The sequence below is a fragment of the Gluconobacter vitians genome, from assembly GCF_015244565.1.
GTDB classification, from domain to species: Bacteria; Pseudomonadota; Alphaproteobacteria; order Acetobacterales; family Acetobacteraceae; genus Gluconobacter; species Gluconobacter vitians.
This window is the reverse complement of the sequence record NZ_JABCQG010000007.1, coordinates 1-17,339: the sequence shown is the minus strand read 5'-3', so window position 1 is coordinate 17,339 and position 17,339 is coordinate 1. Positions and strand designations below refer to the sequence as shown.

Sequence of the window (17,339 nt, the reverse complement as noted above, 5' to 3'; positions counted from 1 at the left end):
CAACTGTGAAACCGTACCGCTATTCAATAAGGACCGGACTGTTCCTGATTGAGGACTGTCAGGGGTGAAGAATACGGGCAAATCTTGCTGATGCGGCGGGGCCGGGTGTGGGGTCCGTCGTATTGACCGGGTTGGGCAGTTCGGGTGGGAGGGCGCCGGGTTGGAGGCTCATGAGCAGGGCGCGGGCGCGTCGGGCGTCGGGTGTGTCGGCCCAGCAGTAATGGATGGCACGGGATTCACGCTGGGATTCGATCAGGCCGGCGCGCCGGAGTGCGCCGAGATGCTGGCTTAGTGTGGGCTGGCCGATACCGGTCATGGTTTCGAGTTCGCTCACGGCATGGGTGCTGTCGAGCAGGGCCGAGAGAAGCATCAGGCGCTGGGGCTGGGCGAGGACGCGGAGCCATTCGGCCAGTTCGCGGCTTTTCTCCAGCGGAAGCAGGACGGTCATGAGCGCTCCCGGGCTGCGGGCTGGAAGAACCATGTCGCGCCGGCTTTTTCCACGGCGGCCTGTGTCTGGAGCGGGGGCGCGACCGTGCGCTGTCCGGGCTGCCAGCTTTCGGGCGTCAGCGTGCCGGCGCGGTCCACTTCCTGCAGGGCGCAGAGCAGGCGCAGCAGTTCGGGGACGGAGCGACCGACGGTGGCGGGATAGTTCAGGATGGCGCGGATGATGCCCGACGGGTCGATCACGAAGACCGAGCGCACGGTGGCGCTGTCCTGTGCGGCGCTGTCGAGCATGCCGTAGGCGCGGGCGACGGCGAGGGACGGGTCTTCGATGATGGGGAAGGGGATCTGGATTCCGAACTGCGTGTTGATGGCCTCGACCCAGGCGAGATGGGCCGGAAGACTGTCCGCCGAGATGCCGAGCAGGGCGCAGTCGCGCTGCTGGAACTCCTCTGCGCTGCGGGCGAGGGCGATGAACTCGCTGGTGCAGACCGGCGTGAAATCGGCCGGGTGGGCGAAGAGCAGGACCCAGTGTCCGCGCAGGGCGCTCATGATGAATTCGCCATGTGTCGTGCGGGCGCTGAAATCCGGGGCGCGGTCGCCGATGCGCAGGGTCGGGAGTTGGGCCTCAACGGGGGAAGATGCGGTCATGATCCGGTTCCAAAAGCATCAGGGCGCTTGACATGCAACACTTACAATATTAACTTAACAGTTAATGAAAGTGTCGTAAAGGCATTCCACAGCCAGCAAGGTGAGCGCCCATGCATGACGCAGCAATCCAGGCCGCAACCGCGCAGATCCGGCGAACCGAGGAAGGCTCGGCCCCTGCGCCGGTTGTCTGTACCTTCTTTGATGAGGCCACCAATACCGCGAGCCATGTGGTCCACTGTCCCGTTACGAAACAGGCGGCGGTGATCGACTCTGTGCTCGATTATAACGCGGCTGCCGGGCGGACGTCGCATGGATCGGCGCAGGCGATTGTCGATTACGTGGAGCGTGAAAGTCTGACTGTTGAATGGCAGCTTGAGACGCATGCCCATGCCGATCATCTGTCCGCAGCCCCCTGGTTGCAGGAAAAGATTGGCGGAAAGCTCGGGATCGGGGCGGATATCATCCGGGTTCAGACCGTGTTCGGCAAGATCTTCAATGCCGGGACGCGGTTTGCGCGGGATGGGTCGCAGTTCGATCATCTGTTCACGGATGGCGAGACGTTCCGGATCGGCGAGCTTCCGGTCACGGTGCTGCATGTTCCGGGGCATACGCCGGCTGACATGGCGTTCGTGATCGGCAATGCGGCCTTTGTGGGCGATACGATTTTCATGCCGGATTTCGGGACGGCGCGGGCGGATTTCCCGGGCGGTGATCCGCGCCAGCTGTTCCGCTCCATCCGCCGTCTGCTGTCGCTGCCGGTCGAGACGCGCCTGTTCCTGTGTCACGATTACAAGGCGCCGGGGCGGGACGAATATGCCTGGCTGACGACGGTCGGGCATGAGCGCGCCTACAACATCCATGTGCATGACGGTGTAGGCGAAGACGAGTTCGTGGAGATGCGGACGGCTCGTGATGCCACTCTGGACATGCCGCGTCTGCTGATGCCGTCCGTGCAGGTCAATATGCGCGGGGGGCATCTGCCCGAGCCCGAAGCTGATGGCGTGAGTTACATCAAGATTCCCGTCAACCGTCTCTGACGTTCTTCTCCGGCGCGGGATGCGTGCCGGTCTTCTGATCCTTTTTCCGTTTCTGGAGTTCCCATGCCGACCCGCCATCTGACCGAAAGCTATGCCGTGTCTCCCCAGATCGCCGTCAGTGACGTGGCGGATCTGAAAGCGGAAGGGTTCCGCACGATCCTCTGTTTCCGTCCTGACGGGGAGTCTCCCGACCAGTCGGATATGAGTGCGATCGAAGAAGCCGCGAAGGAGGCCGGGCTGGCCTTTGCCGCGGTTCCGGTCAAGGCGGGAACAGTGCCGGATGAGGCACAGGTCGCGCAAACACGGACGGCTCTGGCCACGCTTCCCGCGCCGGTTGTCGGCTATTGCCGGTCGGGCGCGCGGGCCGCTCAGATCTGGGCTCTGGCCGAGGCAGGCAAGCGTCCGGCAGCGGAAATCATTGCGGCGGCGGGCAAGGCCGGAGTGGATGTCAGCGCTCTGCGGGAACGGATCGAGAGTGTTGCGGCACCGTCCGCGGCTCCGCGCAAGGGAGCAGCGCATTTTCAGGTGCTGATTATTGGCGGCGGTGCGGGTGGCCTGTCGGTTGCGGGCAGTCTGCTCAAGCGCAACAGCCATCTGTCCATCGGTGTGGTCGAGCCGTCGAACGAGCATTTCTACCAGCCGGGCTGGACGCTTGTGGGCGGGGGCGTCTTTCAGGCGGCCCAGACGCGCCGCAAGGAAGCGGATGTCATGCCGAAAGATGTCGTCTGGGTGCGTCAGGCGGCGAAGCTGTTCCGGCCGGATGTGCGGGAAGTTGTTCTGGGAGACGGGTCTGTCGTCTCCTATGACGCGCTGATCGTGGCGACGGGGATTACGCTGAACTGGGACGCCATTCCGGGTCTGGCGGAGACGCTGGGCAAGAACGGTGTGACGTCGAACTACCGCTTCGATCTGGCGCCTTATACCTGGCAGCTCGTGCAGCAGCTCAAGAAGGGCACGGCGATCTTCACGCAGCCGCCCATGCCGATCAAGTGTGCCGGTGCACCGCAGAAGGCCGTGTATCTGTCCTGTGATGCTTGGAAGCGCCGTGGCGTGCTGGACAGCATTTCGGTCGAGTTCGACACGGCCACACCGGGACTGTTTGGTGTGAAGGACTTCGTGCCGCCGCTGATGGAATACATCAAGCGCTATCACGTCGGGCTGCACACCGGATCGAAACTTGTGGCAGTGGATGGTCCGAACCGCACCGCCACCTTCGAGCGCAAGGCTGGCGAGGGTGTGGAGCGCGTGGAGCGCAAGTTCGACATGCTGCATGTCGTGCCGCCGCAGAGTGCGCCGCAGGTGATCCGCGAGAGCGCGCTGGCGGGATCGGACGGGTTTGTTGAGGTCAATCCGGCGACGTTGCAGCATGTCCGTTTTCCGGATGTGTTCGCCATTGGTGACGTGATCGGGACGTCTTCGGCCAAGACGGCGGCAGCGGTTCGCGTGCAGGCGCCTGTGGTGGCGACCAATGTGCTGGCGTTCCTGAAGCATCAGGCTCCGGTTTCGGAATATGCCGGCTATGGCGCCTGTCCGCTGACGGTGGAAAACGGGAGGATCGTGCTGGCCGAGTTCCGTTATGGCGGCAAGCTGGCGCCGACGCTGCCGAAATGGCTGCTCAACGGGCAGAAGCCGACGCGTCTGGCCTGGTGGCTCAAGAAATATGTCATGCCGCTGATGTACTGGGACGGGATGCTGAAGGGACGCGAACTCATGGTTGCCCCCAAGCCGCTGAACGCGAAGAAGAACGGCTGAACCGGCCGTGCAGATTGCGCTTGAACTGGCCTGCGGTGTCCTGATCGGGTTCACGCTGGGGCTGATCGGCGGTGGCGGCTCCATCCTTGCCGTTCCCCTGATGGTCTATGTGGTGGGGGTGAAGAACCCTCATGTCGCGATCGGGACGAGCGCGATGGCCGTGGCGGTCAATGCGCTGACCGGGCTGGTCAGTCATGCCCGGGCGGGGACGGTCAAATGGAAATGTGCGGCCATTTTCTCGCCCTGCGGTGTCGTGGGTGCGCTGATCGGGGCGGCCTTCGGCAAGGCGGTGAACGGGCAGAAGCTGCTGCTCTGTTTTGCGCTGCTGATGGTTGCGGTCGGTGTGCTCATGCTGCGGGGGCGCCGCAATCAGGGTGAGGCGGGGGCGGCGTGTAACCGCCAGAACATGCCGCGCGTCATGGTGGCCGGGGCCGGGACGGGTGTGCTGTCCGGGTTTTTCGGGATTGGCGGCGGGTTTCTGATCGTGCCCGCGCTCATTGCCTGCACGCGGATGCCCATTCTCAATGCCGTGGGAACGTCGCTGGTGGCCGTGGCGGCTTTAGGAGCAAGTACGGCGCTGAGTTACATGCTCTCGGGCTATGTGGACTGGGTGATGGGTGCGCTGTTCGTGGCGGGGGGAATTGTGGGCAGTTTCCTCGGAACCCGGGCGGCGAAGCGTCTGTCGGGTTCCGGTGCGGCGCTGACGACGTTCTTTGCCTGCGTCATCTTCACGGTCGCGGCCTATATGATCTGGAAGAGCCTTTCGGCCCTGTAAAAGCGGTCAGTCGAGGCCGAAATTCGGGAAGATGGTGAAACAGACCATCGAGAAATAGAACATCACTGCCAGCAGGATGTGACACATATAGAGCGGCGCGATCATGGCGCCACGCCTGCGGAAGAAGGCCATCAGAACGCCAAAGGATGCGATGGCGACGGCGAGGGCCACATTGAGCATAAGCCGGCTGTCACCATTGGACAGCGCGATGATCAGGAAGATCGATCCCACCACGGCCGAACCGACATGAAGCGGGGTGAGGAAGCTGTAGGGGCGCTTGTAGCGGGCCGCGAAAATTGCGAGCCAGACGCCCATCATCACTGTCAGAGTGAAACATCCCGTCGAAGCATACAGCATCTGTCATCCACCTTGTGCCTGATGTATCCGCGCATACCCTCGGAGCCATGACCGGAATATCCGGAAGTCACCATGTTCCTCAGAACTTGCGAAACAGGGCGCTCCGACTGAGTCTCTACTCCAGAACGGCTTTTGCGGCCAGACGTTCCCCGGCTCCGGATCATCGTGTGAGGGATCGTAAGGTCATATACGAGAAAATTATACCACCGTAGGGTATTTCGATCTCTGCGGGTTTCCTTTCTGTTTCGATATGACATACTGGTTACATGGAATGAGTCGGGAGGAAGACGAGGGAATGGATCTGGGAGCACGCCTGCGTTTTGTCCGGACGGCGAGGAGCCTGTCCCAGCGTGAACTGGCCAAGCGGACCGGTGTGACCAATTCCACGATTTCCCTCATCGAGTCCGGAGACATGAACCCTTCCGTCGGAACGCTCAAGCGGGTTCTGGACGGGATTCCGGTGACGCTCGGGGAGTTTTTCAGCATTGCACCGGATGGCGGGGAGAAGATCTTCTACCGCTCGGACGAGCTGGTCACGTTCGAGCAGGGGGGTGTGACGTTCCGGCAGGTGGGCGCGCCGGCATTTGGCCGGACCCTGCAGATCCTGAATGAGAATTATGCGCCGGGCGCGGATACCGGGTCTTCGGTCTATGCCCATGAGGGTGAGGAAGGCGGGTTTATCCTGCGTGGCCGGGTGGAGATTACGGTCGGCGAGCGGTGCGAGGTGCTGGGGCCGGGCGATGCCTATCATTTCGACAGCCGGCAGCCGCATCGTTTCCGCTGTGTCAGTCCTGACGGCTGCGAGATCATCAGCGCCTGTACCCCGCCGACCTTCTAGTTTCCCGTACCGCCATGTGCCGGGTTCTCAAAAAAGCGGGAGGGCTGTGGCTTCCCGTGATTATGGGGCGTTGAGTCCGCGAATAAGCCTGCCTGTGTTGCGGTCCGGGGCAGGTGGTCCAGCGGAGAGTCACGGACATGTGCGACCGTCCGTTTTCAGAAAAACATGAGTGGCGTCACGCGGTGTTCCGTTTCTTTCGGGCGGGACTGGGCGTAACGGTGATGCTCTGTGTCCTGTGCGCGGGCAGTCCGGTTTCGGCGGAGACGGTCACGCGGACGCGGGATATCTGTCCGATCCGCAGGACAACATTGCAGATCGGGCAGAAGAGCCTTGCGGCGGCCGTGGCGGAGCTGGCGCGCAAGACGAAATGCCCGGTCCTGATGGATGATGCGCTGTTGCAGGGCGGGAGCAGTATTGCGGTCCGTGGGTCCTATACGCCGCGGGAGGCGCTGATCCGGCTGCTGGGAAATACGGAGCTGGATGTGATCGAGACGGTGCAGGGGCTGGCGGTCATGCCGCTGACCTATCGGGCGGCGCATCGCATGGATAATGCCTCGCGGATGTAGAGGCTTTCAGCGGCGGGATGACCAGACGCGGCGTTGCAGCAGGAAGGTCAGGAGCGCCATCAGGGCGAGATAGGCCAGGACGTAAAGGCCGATCCGTCTGCGCTCGCTCTGATGCGGGTGGGCCACCCAGTCGAGGAAGGCGGAGACGTCGTTGGCCATCTGTACGGAAGTCGCACGGGTGCCGTCGGGGTAGGTCAGCATGCCGTCCTGAAGGGGCGGGGGCATGCCGATATGCTTCCATTTCAGGGCAGTGTTGTAATAGCGGCCCTCATCGAGTTTTACGCCCGGTGGGGTGGGGGCGTAGGAGAGCAGGATCTGCCGGATTTCGTCTGCGCCGCCGGGGAGTGTCAGGACTAGACGGGAGAGATCTGGCGGGAGCAGGCCGTGATTGGCGAGGCGGCCAACTGCGGCGTTGGGATAGGGCGAGAGGATCGGGTCGGAAGGCGTGGCGTGGCGGGTTTTCGGGTCGCCGTTGTCGTCCACGCCGTCGGGCAGGTCCTGATCTGCGGCCCATTTGCGGATGTCGTCCGGAGAGAGGCCGAGGGCGGTCATGTCTCCGTAATCGACATGTTCCATGCCGTGACAGGCGGCGCAGACCTGCTGGAAGACCACCAGGCCGCGCTGGGCCGGAGTACTGGCTGCGGCGGGGAGGGCGGTCAGGCTGGCGGCGAGGAGGAGGGGCCGGATCCGGCGGGTCATGACGGGATCTCCCGTTCGGAAGCCAGCGGCATGACGAGCAGGAAATGGATGAACCACCAGGCCATCGCCACACGGCTGACGATCAGCCATGTCTCGGTGGGCGGGTGCATGCCGGCGATGCCCAACAGGATGAAGGACGCGAAGGCGAGCGGGAGCGAGAAGCGGACCAGCGGGCGCCGGGTTGCCGGGCGGATCGAGGAGCGGTCCATCCAGGGCAGGGCGAAGAGGACGGCGAGGCTTCCGATGGCGAGGATCAGGCCGCCGAGGCGGGAGGGGACGGCGCGAAGGATCGCGTAGAACGGAGCGAAATACCATTCGGGCCGGATGTCGCGCGGGGTGATAAGCGGGTTGGCCTGAATGTAGTTGTCCGCTAGCGTCAGCAGGCCGGGCAGGAAGAAGACCAGTCCGGCATAGACCATCAGGAACAGGCAGAGCGCGAAGCCGTCGCGGCTGGTGTAATAGGGATGGAACGGCAGGGTCTGGGCCGGGCTTGTGGGGTCGATACCGGTGGGGTTGTTCGATTTCACGACATGCAGGGCCGCGACATGCAGGGCGATGACGCCGAGGATGGCGAAGGCCATCGTGAAATGCAGCACGAACAGGCGGCGCAGGGCGATGTTGCCCAGCGTCTCGCCGCCCAGCAGAAGTTCGGACAGCGGGTGGCCGATCAGGGGGATGGCGTGGACGGCATTGAGGACCACGGTCGCGCCCCAGTAGGACATCTGGCCCCAGGGCAGGACGTAGCCCGCGAAGGCCGTGACCATAATCATGAGCATGAGGCCGAGGCCCGTTAGCCAGAGCAGTTCGCGCGGGGCCTTATAGGAGCCGTACCACAACCCGCGGCCGAGATGGATGTAAAGGCAGGCGAACAGCATGGTGACGCCGCCCATATGCAGGCCGCGAATGAACCAGCCTGAGGGGATCTGCCGGTCGATGGTTTCGACGCTGGCAAAGGCCTGTGTGATGTCGGGCGTGTAGTTGATCGCGAGGAACAGGCCGCTGGCGATCATGAAGGCCATCGTGACGATCAGAAACGCGCCGAAGCTCCACAGGGCGTTGAGATTGCGGGGCATCGGGAAGGCGACATATTCGCGGCGCAGGAAGCCTGTGACCGGAAAACGGCGGTCGAGCCAGCCGGAGGGTTCTGTGTCGGGCATTCTGTCGGGTGAGGGCATGTCGTCCGGTCCTCAGATCTGCTGGATGTCGGACATGCTAAAGCCCGGATCGCCGGCGCTATGGCCGATGCGGATTTTCGTGTCGGAGAGGAAGGTCACGGGCGGGACAGGCAGGTTGTAGGGGGCGGGCGCGCGTTGGACGACACGGCCTGCGGCGTCGAAATGTGAGCCGTGGCAGGGGCAGAAATAGCCGCCCTCTGCGTCCGGTGCCGAGCTGGGTTTGTCGAAGGTCGGGACGCAGCCGAGATGGGTGCACACACCAATCAGCACGCCGTATTCCGGGCGGACCGAGCGGTGCCAGTTTGTGGCGTCTTTGGGCTGCTGGAGGATTTTGGAGTCTGCGTCGCGTAGGGTGGCAAGGTGTCCGGGGGCCTGAAGGGCGGCCAGTATCTGCGGCGTGCGGCGCTGGATGAAGACGGGCCAGTCCCGCCATTGCACGGTCATGTTCTGTCCGGGGGCAAGCGTGGACAGATCGACCTCCAACGTGTTGTCGGACAGGGGTGTGGCGGCGGGGTTTTTCAGGCTGTTGAGAAAGGGAACGCTCAGGGCGCAGGCGCCTGCGCAACCAAGGGCGAGGGTTCCGGTTGCCAGAAGGTCCCGCCGTTTCGTGCCGTCCGGGGACGGGGGTGTCTCGCTCTGGGCCATGCGGAACCTCTGCCGACTGTGCCGGAATGTCCGGCGGGAAAGAGAACGGAGGATAGGCGGCTTTGCCGTGGCGAGAAAGACGGGGGCGGTAGCTTTTGGGGAAAGCGGAGGCTAGTGTTTTCCGAAATGCTACGGCAATGCGAATTCCGGGAGGGCCCAGGGCCATGACAACGGGACACGGTTTGAGGATCATGCTGGCGGCTCTGCTGGGGCTTGGACCGGTGCTGGCGTCTTCGGCCATGGCGGCGGACGGCGCGGCGCTATACCGCGGCAAATGTGCGATGTGTCACGGGCCTTCGGGGGCCGGTCGTCCGGGGACATTTCCGCCGCTGGCCGGACGGGTCGGGCAGATTGCGGGCAGTTCTGACGGGAAGGCGTATCTGGCAGCGGTTCTGGTGAACGGGCTGCATGGGCCGGTTACGGTGGAGGGGCAGTCCTACAAGGGATACATGCCGGCGTTCCGGGCGCTGTCGGATGATGATATTGCGGCCGTGCTGGCTTATGCCGCTACTCTGGGCACAATGGGTACGGCTCCGGCGTTTTCTGCGCAGGACGTGCAATCCGCCCGTGCGACGCCCATGACGGCAGATGCATTGCGGGAGAAAAGACAGTCGCTTGCGGTGGTACAGTCTTCGCACTGACAGAAAATGGACATGTTTTGATACCAAACAAACGCAAATGCGTCTTGTAACCGTGCATCCATCTCTGAATATCTGTGTTTATTCAAAAATAATGCCAGCCGGTAAATGGCCAGAGAGAGGGGGGGAACAATCATGTCACAATCCGTCGTAACCCATACTTTACCGCTAAAGAATATCCATATTTCTGCGCGGGACCGGACTGCCGTTCGTGCGCCGGGGCGTCCGGTCAATCTTATGCTCAAGGATAACATCCTGGCAGCCATTGCGCGGGTTCTGGTGGAGGAGGGCTATCAGGGCCTGACCATCAGCCGCGTTGCCAAGGCCGCAGGTGTCTCCACCGCTACGGTTTATCGCCGCTGGCCGACCAAGCAGGTGATGTTCTTCGATGCCATCCGCCTGTGGCGCGATGATCTGACGCCCCAGATCGATACGGGCAGCTTTGCCGGAGACGTGGATGAGCTGATCGCAGCCCGCGTCAGATTTCTTGCGACACCGCTGGGCCGCACCTACGGAACCCTGCTGGGTGAGGCGGTACATGACCCGGAATTCGGTCAGGTCCTGTGGGAGACAAGCGTGGTCCCGGCGCGTGCGCAGATGTCACAGTTCCTTGAGCGCGCAAGCCGGCGGGGCGAGAATGTCTTCTGTCAGGATCCGAATACGGTTCTCGATATGCTGCTCAGCACGATCCACTTCCGGGCCATGAACATGCTCGGGCGTGAGCCCATGAATACCGAGAAGAACATTCAGGAAATCCAGGCTCTCGCGCACTGTCTGATTTCCTGCTGATCTTTCGGCCCTTCCCTCTCAGGCTGTGATCAGAATCCGTAGGATACGCGCCCGCCGATAAAGCGGGGCGGTCCGGGGATGTAGAAATAGGTTGTTGTCGCCATGCCGCCGCTCTCGAAGAAGCTGCGGTTGAGCAGGTTGGACGCGTAGACCGTGGCTTCCCACTTCCCGGACGAGGGACGCAGGGTCGCATGGGCGCCGAGCAGGAAATAGGGCGGCAGGCGATAGAATCCTGTGCCGCCGACCGCGATAGCCTGACTGCCGCGATAGGACCAGTCCGGCCCAATATCGAAGCCCAGCCCCGGCGTCAGCGTCTGCCGCCATTCGGCCTGACCGTTCAGGGTCAGCTTGGGCTGACCATTATCCACGCCCGCGAAATTGCTGTTCACGGCCTGCCAGACGCCCGTCTTGGCATAGGCGGTGTTGGTCGCAGCACGATTGACGTTCAGGAAGTCCTGATAATTGCCGCGCTGCCAGCCGATATTCTGCGTCACGAAGACATGGCGCACCGGATGCAGTTCGATTGTGCCCTCAAAACCCCAGCTTTCGGATTTGGGGACGTTCGTGATCTCGCTCAGCGGTCCGTAATTCGGGATCAGCACCGTGCCCACGACCTGCTGGTTGTGGAAGTCGTTATAGAACGCCGCTCCGTTCAGACGCAGGACATTGGGGATCGGGTCGCTCTTGAAGCCGAGTTCATAGGTCAGCACCGTCTCGGGGCCGAATGGGTCAAGCTGGGCCTGGATCTGGGTGTTGTTGGCGCTGAAGCCGCCGGGTTTGAAGCCCTTGCTCATCTTGTAATAGACGAGCGTGCTCTTCGTGGCCTGCCATGACACCCCGACCTGTCCGGCGAACTGCGCCGAGGCCGTGCTCTCGCCGTGGAAGGCCGTCGTCTTGCCGCCAAAGATTTCCGACGTCAGGCCGGGCAGGCTGCGGTCGTCGATTTCGTGCAGCAGGCCTGCGAACAGCGTCACGTTATGCGGCAGGCGATAGCTGATATGGCCGAATTCGGACGTGCTCTCCTGATTCATGGAGAAGGACGTAGCCATCATGTAACCGCGGGCTGCATAATCGGTATAGTCGAAGAAAAAGCGCTGTTTCATGCGGCTGCGCTGGTAGAACGCCCCGACCACCCATTGCAGGCGGTTGTCGGGATTGCTGGACCCCAGACGCAGTTCCTGCGTGAAGGCATTGGCGCTGATGGTGCGGTAGGTGTCGGCTTCGGAGCGGGAGGTGCCGTCCTGATCGGTGTATTCGCCCTGCCGCTCGGTCTCGAAGGCCGAGACGGAGGTGAGTTTCGCGAAGCCGAAATCATGGTCCATGTGCAGGTCCCAGCCCCAGAACTGGTTGTGCTCGCTGGGTTTGAGGCCTTCGGGACGTCCGATCAGGTTGGCAAACTGCGGGCGGGAGGACCATTCGGCCTGTGTCTGACCGAGCCGGGGCAGGCCGGTCGTGCCGATCAGGCGGTGAATGGCCTGACTGGTGACAACCTGGCTGTTGTCCTGCACGAAATGGCCGGAAAGCAGGATCGTGGTGCGGTTGTCATCCGAATGCCAGCGCAGCTTGCCGCGCAGGGCATAGGAATCCGCGTCTCCAAGATGAGCACCGTTCTGCGGATCGGTCTGCCAGCCGCCACCCTGCCGGATCTGTCCGGCGAGACGGAAATCCAGACCTTTGGCAATCGGGCCGGAAATATAGGCCTCGCTGCGGCTGCGGGCATAGGAGGCGATGTCCTGACTGGCGCCGTAATGCAGGGTGCTGGTCGGGTCAGCAGTGCGCAGACGGACTTCGCCGCCGGTGTCGGACTGTCCGTGCGTGGTGCCGACCGGGCCAGGGGTGACGGTGGCGTCCGCCAGATCGAACATCAACCCGCTCGACATGGTCGATAACGCGAAGGGCACGTCATCGAAATAGGTCATGACGGTGGGGATGTTGTTCATCGTGAAGTCGTTGAAGCCGACGCCACGCAGATAGAAATTGGTCGAGGCCGTACCGTTGATGGACTGGATCGTCAGGTTGGGCGCCACGCGTTCCAGATCGCGCAGGGTCACGACGCCGCGCTGGATCAGGCGGTCGGCGGTCAGGCGCGTGTCGGCATCGGGAAGGTGCTGGGCGGCGACGAAGGCGAAATCCGTCCGGCGGGCGGTGACGGCGATGGTTTCGGTATCACGCGCCTGAATGGCGTGGGGTGCCGCAGGAGCGCCTGCGTGGGAGGCTGGTTTTGCGGGCGTGTGGTGAGAGCCCGCATGATGGGGCGTGCGGGCCTTGCCGGCCAGCGGTTTTGTCTCTTCCGGCGGGGCCGCAAGGGCGAGGGATGGGCCAAGGAGACCGGCGCTCAGGAGAAGGGCCTTGCGAAGCGTCATGGAAAGGGCGGGTCTCCTGGAGGGGACGGTATCGGTTGGGACAGCCTGCCTGAAAATGGACAGGAAAGCCCTGAAAAACATCGTGCTTATATTGCACTCCTGCATCAGAGCCAACGGGCCGCGCAAATTGGTTCCCAAGGCGAAAGATTTCGCTTGAACTGTTATGATATAACATAATAAGAGAGCCGTTCCGATTATCCTTCGCTCCTGCCGTCTTCCTGTCCGGAGGTTTCATGCCGTCTTTCGTGTCTGCCCGTTCATTTCTTCTGCTACTGGGCTGCACCACTGCCCTTGCCGATTCCGCATTCGCGCAGTCGGTCACGTCGCCTGCTCCGGCATCCCAGGCAACGACAACGCCTTCCGCAGCACAGACGGATGACGAGGCATCCGATGCCCGTTCCAGCTTCGGTCATGCCGATGACCAGCATGGAACGACGACGACGGAAGTCTGTCGCGCAGGCGCGGATGACATTACCGTCAACGCCCATCTCGAACGGGCCCGCGCAGCACTTCAGCCCTCCACGGGCGCAACGACCTATACTTTCTCGCGGCAGGCCATCGAGACCAATCCCGGCGGCGACAATGCAGGTCTGAACACACTGCTGCTGCAGGCTCCGGGTGTGGCGCAGGACAGCTACGGACAGATCCATATCCGTGGCGATCATAACGAAGTGCAGTTCCGTCTCGACGGCGTAGCACTGCCCGAAGGCATGAGCGTGTTCGGACAGACGCTCATGACGCGCTTTGCACATTCCATGTCGCTGACGACCGGCGCGCTGCCGAGTGAGTACGGCTTCCTCCAGGCTGGCGTGATCGATATCAACACCAAGAACGGCTATTCGGATGCCGGCGGTGATGTCTCGATCTATGGCGGTGCGCGCGACTATTTCTTCCCGTCCGCGCAGTTCGGTGGGCATCATGGTAAGTGGGACTGGTTCGCCACTGCGGATTTCGTGCACAACCGTGTCGGGATCGAAAACACCACGCCGAGCTTCAATGCCCTGCATGATCTGACAAACCAGTATCACTTTCTGGGTCATGGCCGTTACACGGTGGACGAAAATACCCGGATCAGTTTCACGGCTGGTATTTCCAATGCCGAATACCAGCTTCCCAACAATCCGGGACAGCAGCGCCAGTTCGCCAACCCGTCCTTTGCCAATAGTGACCTGTCACAGAAGCTGTACGGCAATGGTGACAGTTCAAGCCTGAACGAGCATCAGAAGGAAATCACGGATTTCGGCATCCTGTCCCTGCAGAAGGACATGGGCAAGCTGAGCTTCCAGACGTCCGCCGTGCTGCGTTACAGCTCCCTGCGCTACTCGCCCGATCCGCTGGGCGATCTGGTCTATAACGGTATTGCCCAGCGTGCGGCGCGTTCGGTCTTCTCGACGGGAACGCAGTCGGACGCCACATGGCAGGCCGCCAAGGATCATACAGTCCGCTTCGGCTACCAGATCTATGTGGAACGAAACGTTTCCAAATCGGATTCAACGGTCTATCCGCAGAGCGGCGAGGACGGTGATGGCAATGCGGTCTATTCCGACAATCCGCTCACCATCCATGACGGCACGGGCCGGACGGGCTGGATGTACGGGCTTTATGCGCAGGACGAATGGCGCCCGCTGAAGAACCTGACGATCAATTATGGTCTGCGCTTTGACGGGGTGGATGAATATACCCACTCCAAACAGGTCAGCCCGCGCCTGAACATCGTCTACAAGCCTTGGCGTGGTGGCACGTTCCACGCAGGCTATTCCCGTTACTTCACGCCGCCGCCGTTCGAACTCGTGGGCGGCACGTCGCTCAACAAGTTTGCCAATACGTCCGCGGCTCCAGGGACGTTCCTAAACAGCAACGTGAAGGCCGAGCGCGACCATTACTTTGATGCAGGCTTCTCGCAGACCCTTCTGCCGGGCTGGCATGCCTCATTTGATGCGTATGTGAAGCTGGCCAAGAACATGATCGATGAAGGCCAGTTCGGCTCCCCGGTCATCCTGTCGGCGTTCAACTACCGTCGCGGTCAGGTTCATGGTTATGAATTCGCCACGGACTACACCCGCGGCGCCTTCAGCGTGTACGGCAATTTCTCCTGGTCGCGCGCCATCGGCAAGGACATCACCACGGCGCAGTGGAACTTCGATCCGGACGATCTGGCCTATACCAGCAAGCACTGGATCCATCTGGATCACGATCAGCGCTGGACCGCTTCGGCAGGTGGAAGTTATTCCTTCTTCCACCGCACCGGCCATCCGCTTCGCCTGTCCGCCACGATGGTCTATGGCAGTGGTCTGCGCGCCGACGGTGCGACGCCGAACGGCGCTTCCGTGCCACAATATGCGACGTTCAACCTGTCACTGGTGCAGTCCTTCAAGGATCTGTTCCAGGTTCCGTTCCTCAAGCGCACGCAGCTGCGTCTTGACGTGACCAACCTGTTCGACCGCACCTATCTGCTGCGTGATGGCAGCGGTATTGGTGTGGGTGCGCCGCAATATGGCCTGCGCCGGACGATCCTCACTGGTATTGACCAGCGTTTCTGACGCTGGTTCCTGACGGATCGGAAGATCCGTCAGGCTGGTCCGCCGACAGGTGACAGAAGCGTCTGATAGCGGATCTTTTCGAGGGCGGCCGGGATGTCCATCACCGGCACGGCCTCACACAGAAAATCTCCCTGTACGAAATCACATTCCATCTCAAGCAGCGCGCGCACCTGCGTGGCGCTGCCGATGCCTTCCGCCACGACCTTGCGCCCCAGACTGTGGACGATGTCGATCACGCCCCGGATGATGGCGGCGTCCGTACCGTGACGTTCCAGTCCGGCGACAAAAGCCCGGTTGATTTTCACGTAGTCGAACGTGATGGTCTTGAGATGGGTCAGGGAAGCAAATCCCGTCCCGAAATCGTCGAGTGAGATCTGCACGCCCTGGCTGTGCAGGGTGTCCAGTTCGTGTTCGAGCTGCTTGTGATGGGGGCGCGAGAAGACGTTCTCGGTGACTTCCAAGGCCAGGGCGTCGAGCGGGACGTTCATTTCTTCGGCGACCGTGGTGATTTTCCGGAAGAAGTCGCTGCCTTCGAGGTCGCATAAGGCGATGTTGATGGCGATGCGCTCGAAATGGATGTTCTGCTCCTGGAGCAGGCGCATGTCCTGCATGACCTGATGTGTGACGAAGCTGTTCAGCGTCAGGGTCAGTCGCGGGTCTTCGAAAACTTCGGGAAAATGCTGTGGGGACAGAACCCTGTGTTGCGGATGGTCCCAGTGCAGGAGGGCTTCAAAGGAAATACGGCCGGGAGCGCTCAGGGAGAAGATGGGCTGGTAGAAGACCTCGATGCTGTGGTCGCGCAGGCCGGTCTGGACGCGTCTGCGCAGCCGGGCTGCAAGGTCCAGCTTCTCTTCCATGGCGGGGTGATATTCACAGATGCGGTTCCGCCCGCCCGTTTTGGCGGCATACAGGGCAAGATCCGCGCATTTGAGCAGGGATTTTTCCCGGGCATCGGGCAGGGGAACGCAGACATAGCCAATGCTGACGGTGCAGACATGGCTCATGATCGGGTTGCGGAAGGTGAAACGCATCCGGGTGAGGATGTCCAGAAGATCCGTTTCGAACCGCGCCGGGGTGTTGCCCGTCATAAGGACGGCGAATTCGTCACCGCCGATACGGGCGATGAAACAGCTGTCGCTCTGGAAAGACTGGAGTTTCTCGGCGACCTTTCGCAGCAGGCGGTCGCCTGCGTCATGGCCGGACGTATCATTGATCGTTTTGAAGGTATCGATGTCGAGCAGGGCCAGGCAGATATGGCTCGCAGTGCTCGTACGCAGGAGCCGACGCAGGATGTGGGAAAAATGCTGGCGGTTGGAAATCTTGGTCAGGAAGTCGGTATTGACGGCTTTCTGCAGTTTCTGACGGCTGGCTTTCAGATGGTTCTCGGCCTGCTTGCGGGCGGAGATGTCAAAACGGATGGCCACATAACTCGTGACTTTTCCGTTTTCGGAGACATGGGGGACGATGGTTGTATCGACCCAGTAAAGGGAGCCATCGCGGCGACGGTTGCAGATTTCGCCGTGCCAGACATGGCCTGAGGCGATTGTCCGGTACATCTGCCGGAAGAACTTCCTGTCATGCTGACCGGAGTGCAGCATCCGGTGGTCATTGCCAATGAGTTCGTCACGGGTATAACCGCTGATTTCTTCGAACCGGCTGTTGACGGAAAGAATACGACCGCGGGTATCAGTAATGGCGACAATAGCGGAGCAGTCGAGAGCGTGAAGGACGAAATCATCACGCGTGCCCTGAGGCCAGTTATTGGCGTAGTTCAGGTTTTTCCTGACATCATCCTCTTGTTTTTCCATCACCTGGGTTGACTCTCTCAATAGGAGACCTGAGTAATATCATACAATAATTAAACGTTCGTTAAAAGGCGCTCGTGGTATTTTCGGGAATGTTTTCGCAGGTCTGCTGCGGCCGTTTCCGGTTTCTTGTATGTAATGTTAGGGCCTGTTAGCACTTGAATTTCTTCCCATATTGTAGGGATGGAAGAAGGAGACGGAACAGGCACTTTTACGGACGAGACATGGGCGATCTGGGAGCCTCTGATTGAAGCGGTTCGCCCACGAG

Annotated in this window: 16 protein-coding genes; 8 read left to right on the top strand and 8 right to left on the bottom strand. The window is 61.6% G+C overall.

Annotation, left to right across the window (positions count from 1 at the left end):
• Positions 1-58 precede the first annotated feature (58 nt).
• Both HKD24_RS06915 and HKD24_RS06910 read right to left on the bottom strand, forming a co-directional pair.
• A complete protein-coding gene (locus tag HKD24_RS06915) occupies positions 59-448 on the bottom strand; it encodes an ArsR/SmtB family transcription factor (RefSeq protein ID WP_062507923.1) in 390 nt (129 codons plus the stop codon).
• On the bottom strand, positions 445-1,092 hold the full coding sequence (locus HKD24_RS06910; RefSeq protein ID WP_194259631.1) for a peroxiredoxin: 648 nt from the start codon (positions 1,090-1,092) through the stop codon (positions 445-447). The genes HKD24_RS06915 and HKD24_RS06910 overlap by 4 nt, the downstream gene beginning before the upstream one ends.
• A gap of 110 nt (positions 1,093-1,202) precedes the next feature.
• Here HKD24_RS06910 and HKD24_RS06905 point away from each other — a divergent pair, with 110 nt between their 5' ends.
• From HKD24_RS06905 to HKD24_RS06895, 3 genes are all read left to right on the top strand, one after another.
• Complete coding sequence (locus tag HKD24_RS06905; RefSeq protein ID WP_194259630.1) at positions 1,203-2,129, top strand: MBL fold metallo-hydrolase; 927 nt, start codon at positions 1,203-1,205, stop codon at positions 2,127-2,129.
• Positions 2,130-2,192: 63 nt separating this feature from the next.
• Entirely contained in the window at positions 2,193-3,881 is a 1,689-nt protein-coding gene (locus HKD24_RS06900; protein WP_194259629.1) for a bifunctional protein tyrosine phosphatase family protein/NAD(P)/FAD-dependent oxidoreductase, read from the top strand.
• Positions 3,882-3,888: 7 nt separating this feature from the next.
• Positions 3,889-4,656: a sulfite exporter TauE/SafE family protein gene (locus tag HKD24_RS06895; protein ID WP_194259628.1), complete on the top strand. Its 768-nt coding sequence runs from the start codon at positions 3,889-3,891 to the stop codon at positions 4,654-4,656.
• A gap of 6 nt (positions 4,657-4,662) precedes the next feature.
• Here HKD24_RS06895 and HKD24_RS06890 read toward each other — a convergent pair whose 3' ends face one another.
• A complete protein-coding gene (locus HKD24_RS06890; protein ID WP_194259627.1) occupies positions 4,663-5,013 on the bottom strand; it encodes a hypothetical protein in 351 nt (116 codons plus the stop codon).
• A 295-nt stretch (positions 5,014-5,308) separates the two neighbouring features.
• On the opposite strand from HKD24_RS06890, the gene HKD24_RS06885 reads away from it, so the two are divergent.
• Together HKD24_RS06885 and HKD24_RS06880 are read left to right on the top strand one after the other, a co-directional pair.
• Entirely contained in the window at positions 5,309-5,851 is a 543-nt protein-coding gene (locus HKD24_RS06885; RefSeq protein ID WP_194259626.1) for a cupin domain-containing protein, read from the top strand.
• 137 nt (positions 5,852-5,988) lie between these two features.
• Positions 5,989-6,417 (top strand): STN domain-containing protein, encoded by a 429-nt coding sequence (locus HKD24_RS06880; protein ID WP_194259625.1) that lies wholly within the window; start codon positions 5,989-5,991, stop codon positions 6,415-6,417.
• A gap of 6 nt (positions 6,418-6,423) precedes the next feature.
• Here HKD24_RS06880 and HKD24_RS06875 read toward each other — a convergent pair whose 3' ends face one another.
• The 3 genes from HKD24_RS06875 to petA are packed head-to-tail and all read right to left on the bottom strand — an operon-like array spanning position 6,424 to position 8,936.
• Positions 6,424-7,116, bottom strand: a complete 693-nt coding sequence (locus HKD24_RS06875) for a cytochrome c1 (RefSeq protein WP_194259624.1) — start codon at positions 7,114-7,116, stop codon at positions 6,424-6,426.
• On the bottom strand, positions 7,113-8,291 hold the full coding sequence (locus HKD24_RS06870) for a cytochrome b (protein WP_194259623.1): 1,179 nt from the start codon (positions 8,289-8,291) through the stop codon (positions 7,113-7,115). The genes HKD24_RS06875 and HKD24_RS06870 overlap by 4 nt, the downstream gene beginning before the upstream one ends.
• Before the next feature lie 12 nt (positions 8,292-8,303).
• Entirely contained in the window at positions 8,304-8,936 is a 633-nt protein-coding gene (petA, locus tag HKD24_RS06865) for a ubiquinol-cytochrome c reductase iron-sulfur subunit (RefSeq protein ID WP_194259622.1), read from the bottom strand.
• A 164-nt stretch (positions 8,937-9,100) separates the two neighbouring features.
• Between petA and HKD24_RS06860 the strand changes: the two genes are divergently transcribed.
• Both HKD24_RS06860 and HKD24_RS06855 read left to right on the top strand, forming a co-directional pair.
• Positions 9,101-9,577 carry a c-type cytochrome gene (locus HKD24_RS06860; protein ID WP_228124236.1) on the top strand — a complete coding sequence of 159 codons (477 nt, stop codon included), beginning with the start codon at positions 9,101-9,103 and terminating at the stop codon, positions 9,575-9,577.
• A 132-nt stretch (positions 9,578-9,709) separates the two neighbouring features.
• On the top strand, positions 9,710-10,363 hold the full coding sequence (locus HKD24_RS06855) for a TetR/AcrR family transcriptional regulator (protein WP_194259621.1): 654 nt from the start codon (positions 9,710-9,712) through the stop codon (positions 10,361-10,363).
• Between the two features lie 29 nt (positions 10,364-10,392).
• On the opposite strand, the gene HKD24_RS06850 is transcribed toward HKD24_RS06855, so the two are convergent.
• Entirely contained in the window at positions 10,393-12,726 is a 2,334-nt protein-coding gene (locus HKD24_RS06850) for a TonB-dependent receptor (protein WP_194259620.1), read from the bottom strand.
• 233 nt (positions 12,727-12,959) lie between these two features.
• Between HKD24_RS06850 and HKD24_RS06845 the strand changes: the two genes are divergently transcribed.
• The gene (locus HKD24_RS06845) at positions 12,960-15,266 is read left to right on the top strand and encodes a TonB-dependent receptor (protein WP_194259619.1); all 2,307 of its coding nucleotides are present in this window, start codon (positions 12,960-12,962) and stop codon (positions 15,264-15,266) included.
• A gap of 29 nt (positions 15,267-15,295) precedes the next feature.
• Here the strand turns inward: HKD24_RS06845 and HKD24_RS06840 are convergent, their stop codons facing one another.
• Positions 15,296-17,074 carry a putative bifunctional diguanylate cyclase/phosphodiesterase gene (locus HKD24_RS06840; RefSeq protein ID WP_194259705.1) on the bottom strand — a complete coding sequence of 593 codons (1,779 nt, stop codon included), beginning with the start codon at positions 17,072-17,074 and terminating at the stop codon, positions 15,296-15,298.
• Positions 17,075-17,339 lie beyond the last annotated feature (265 nt).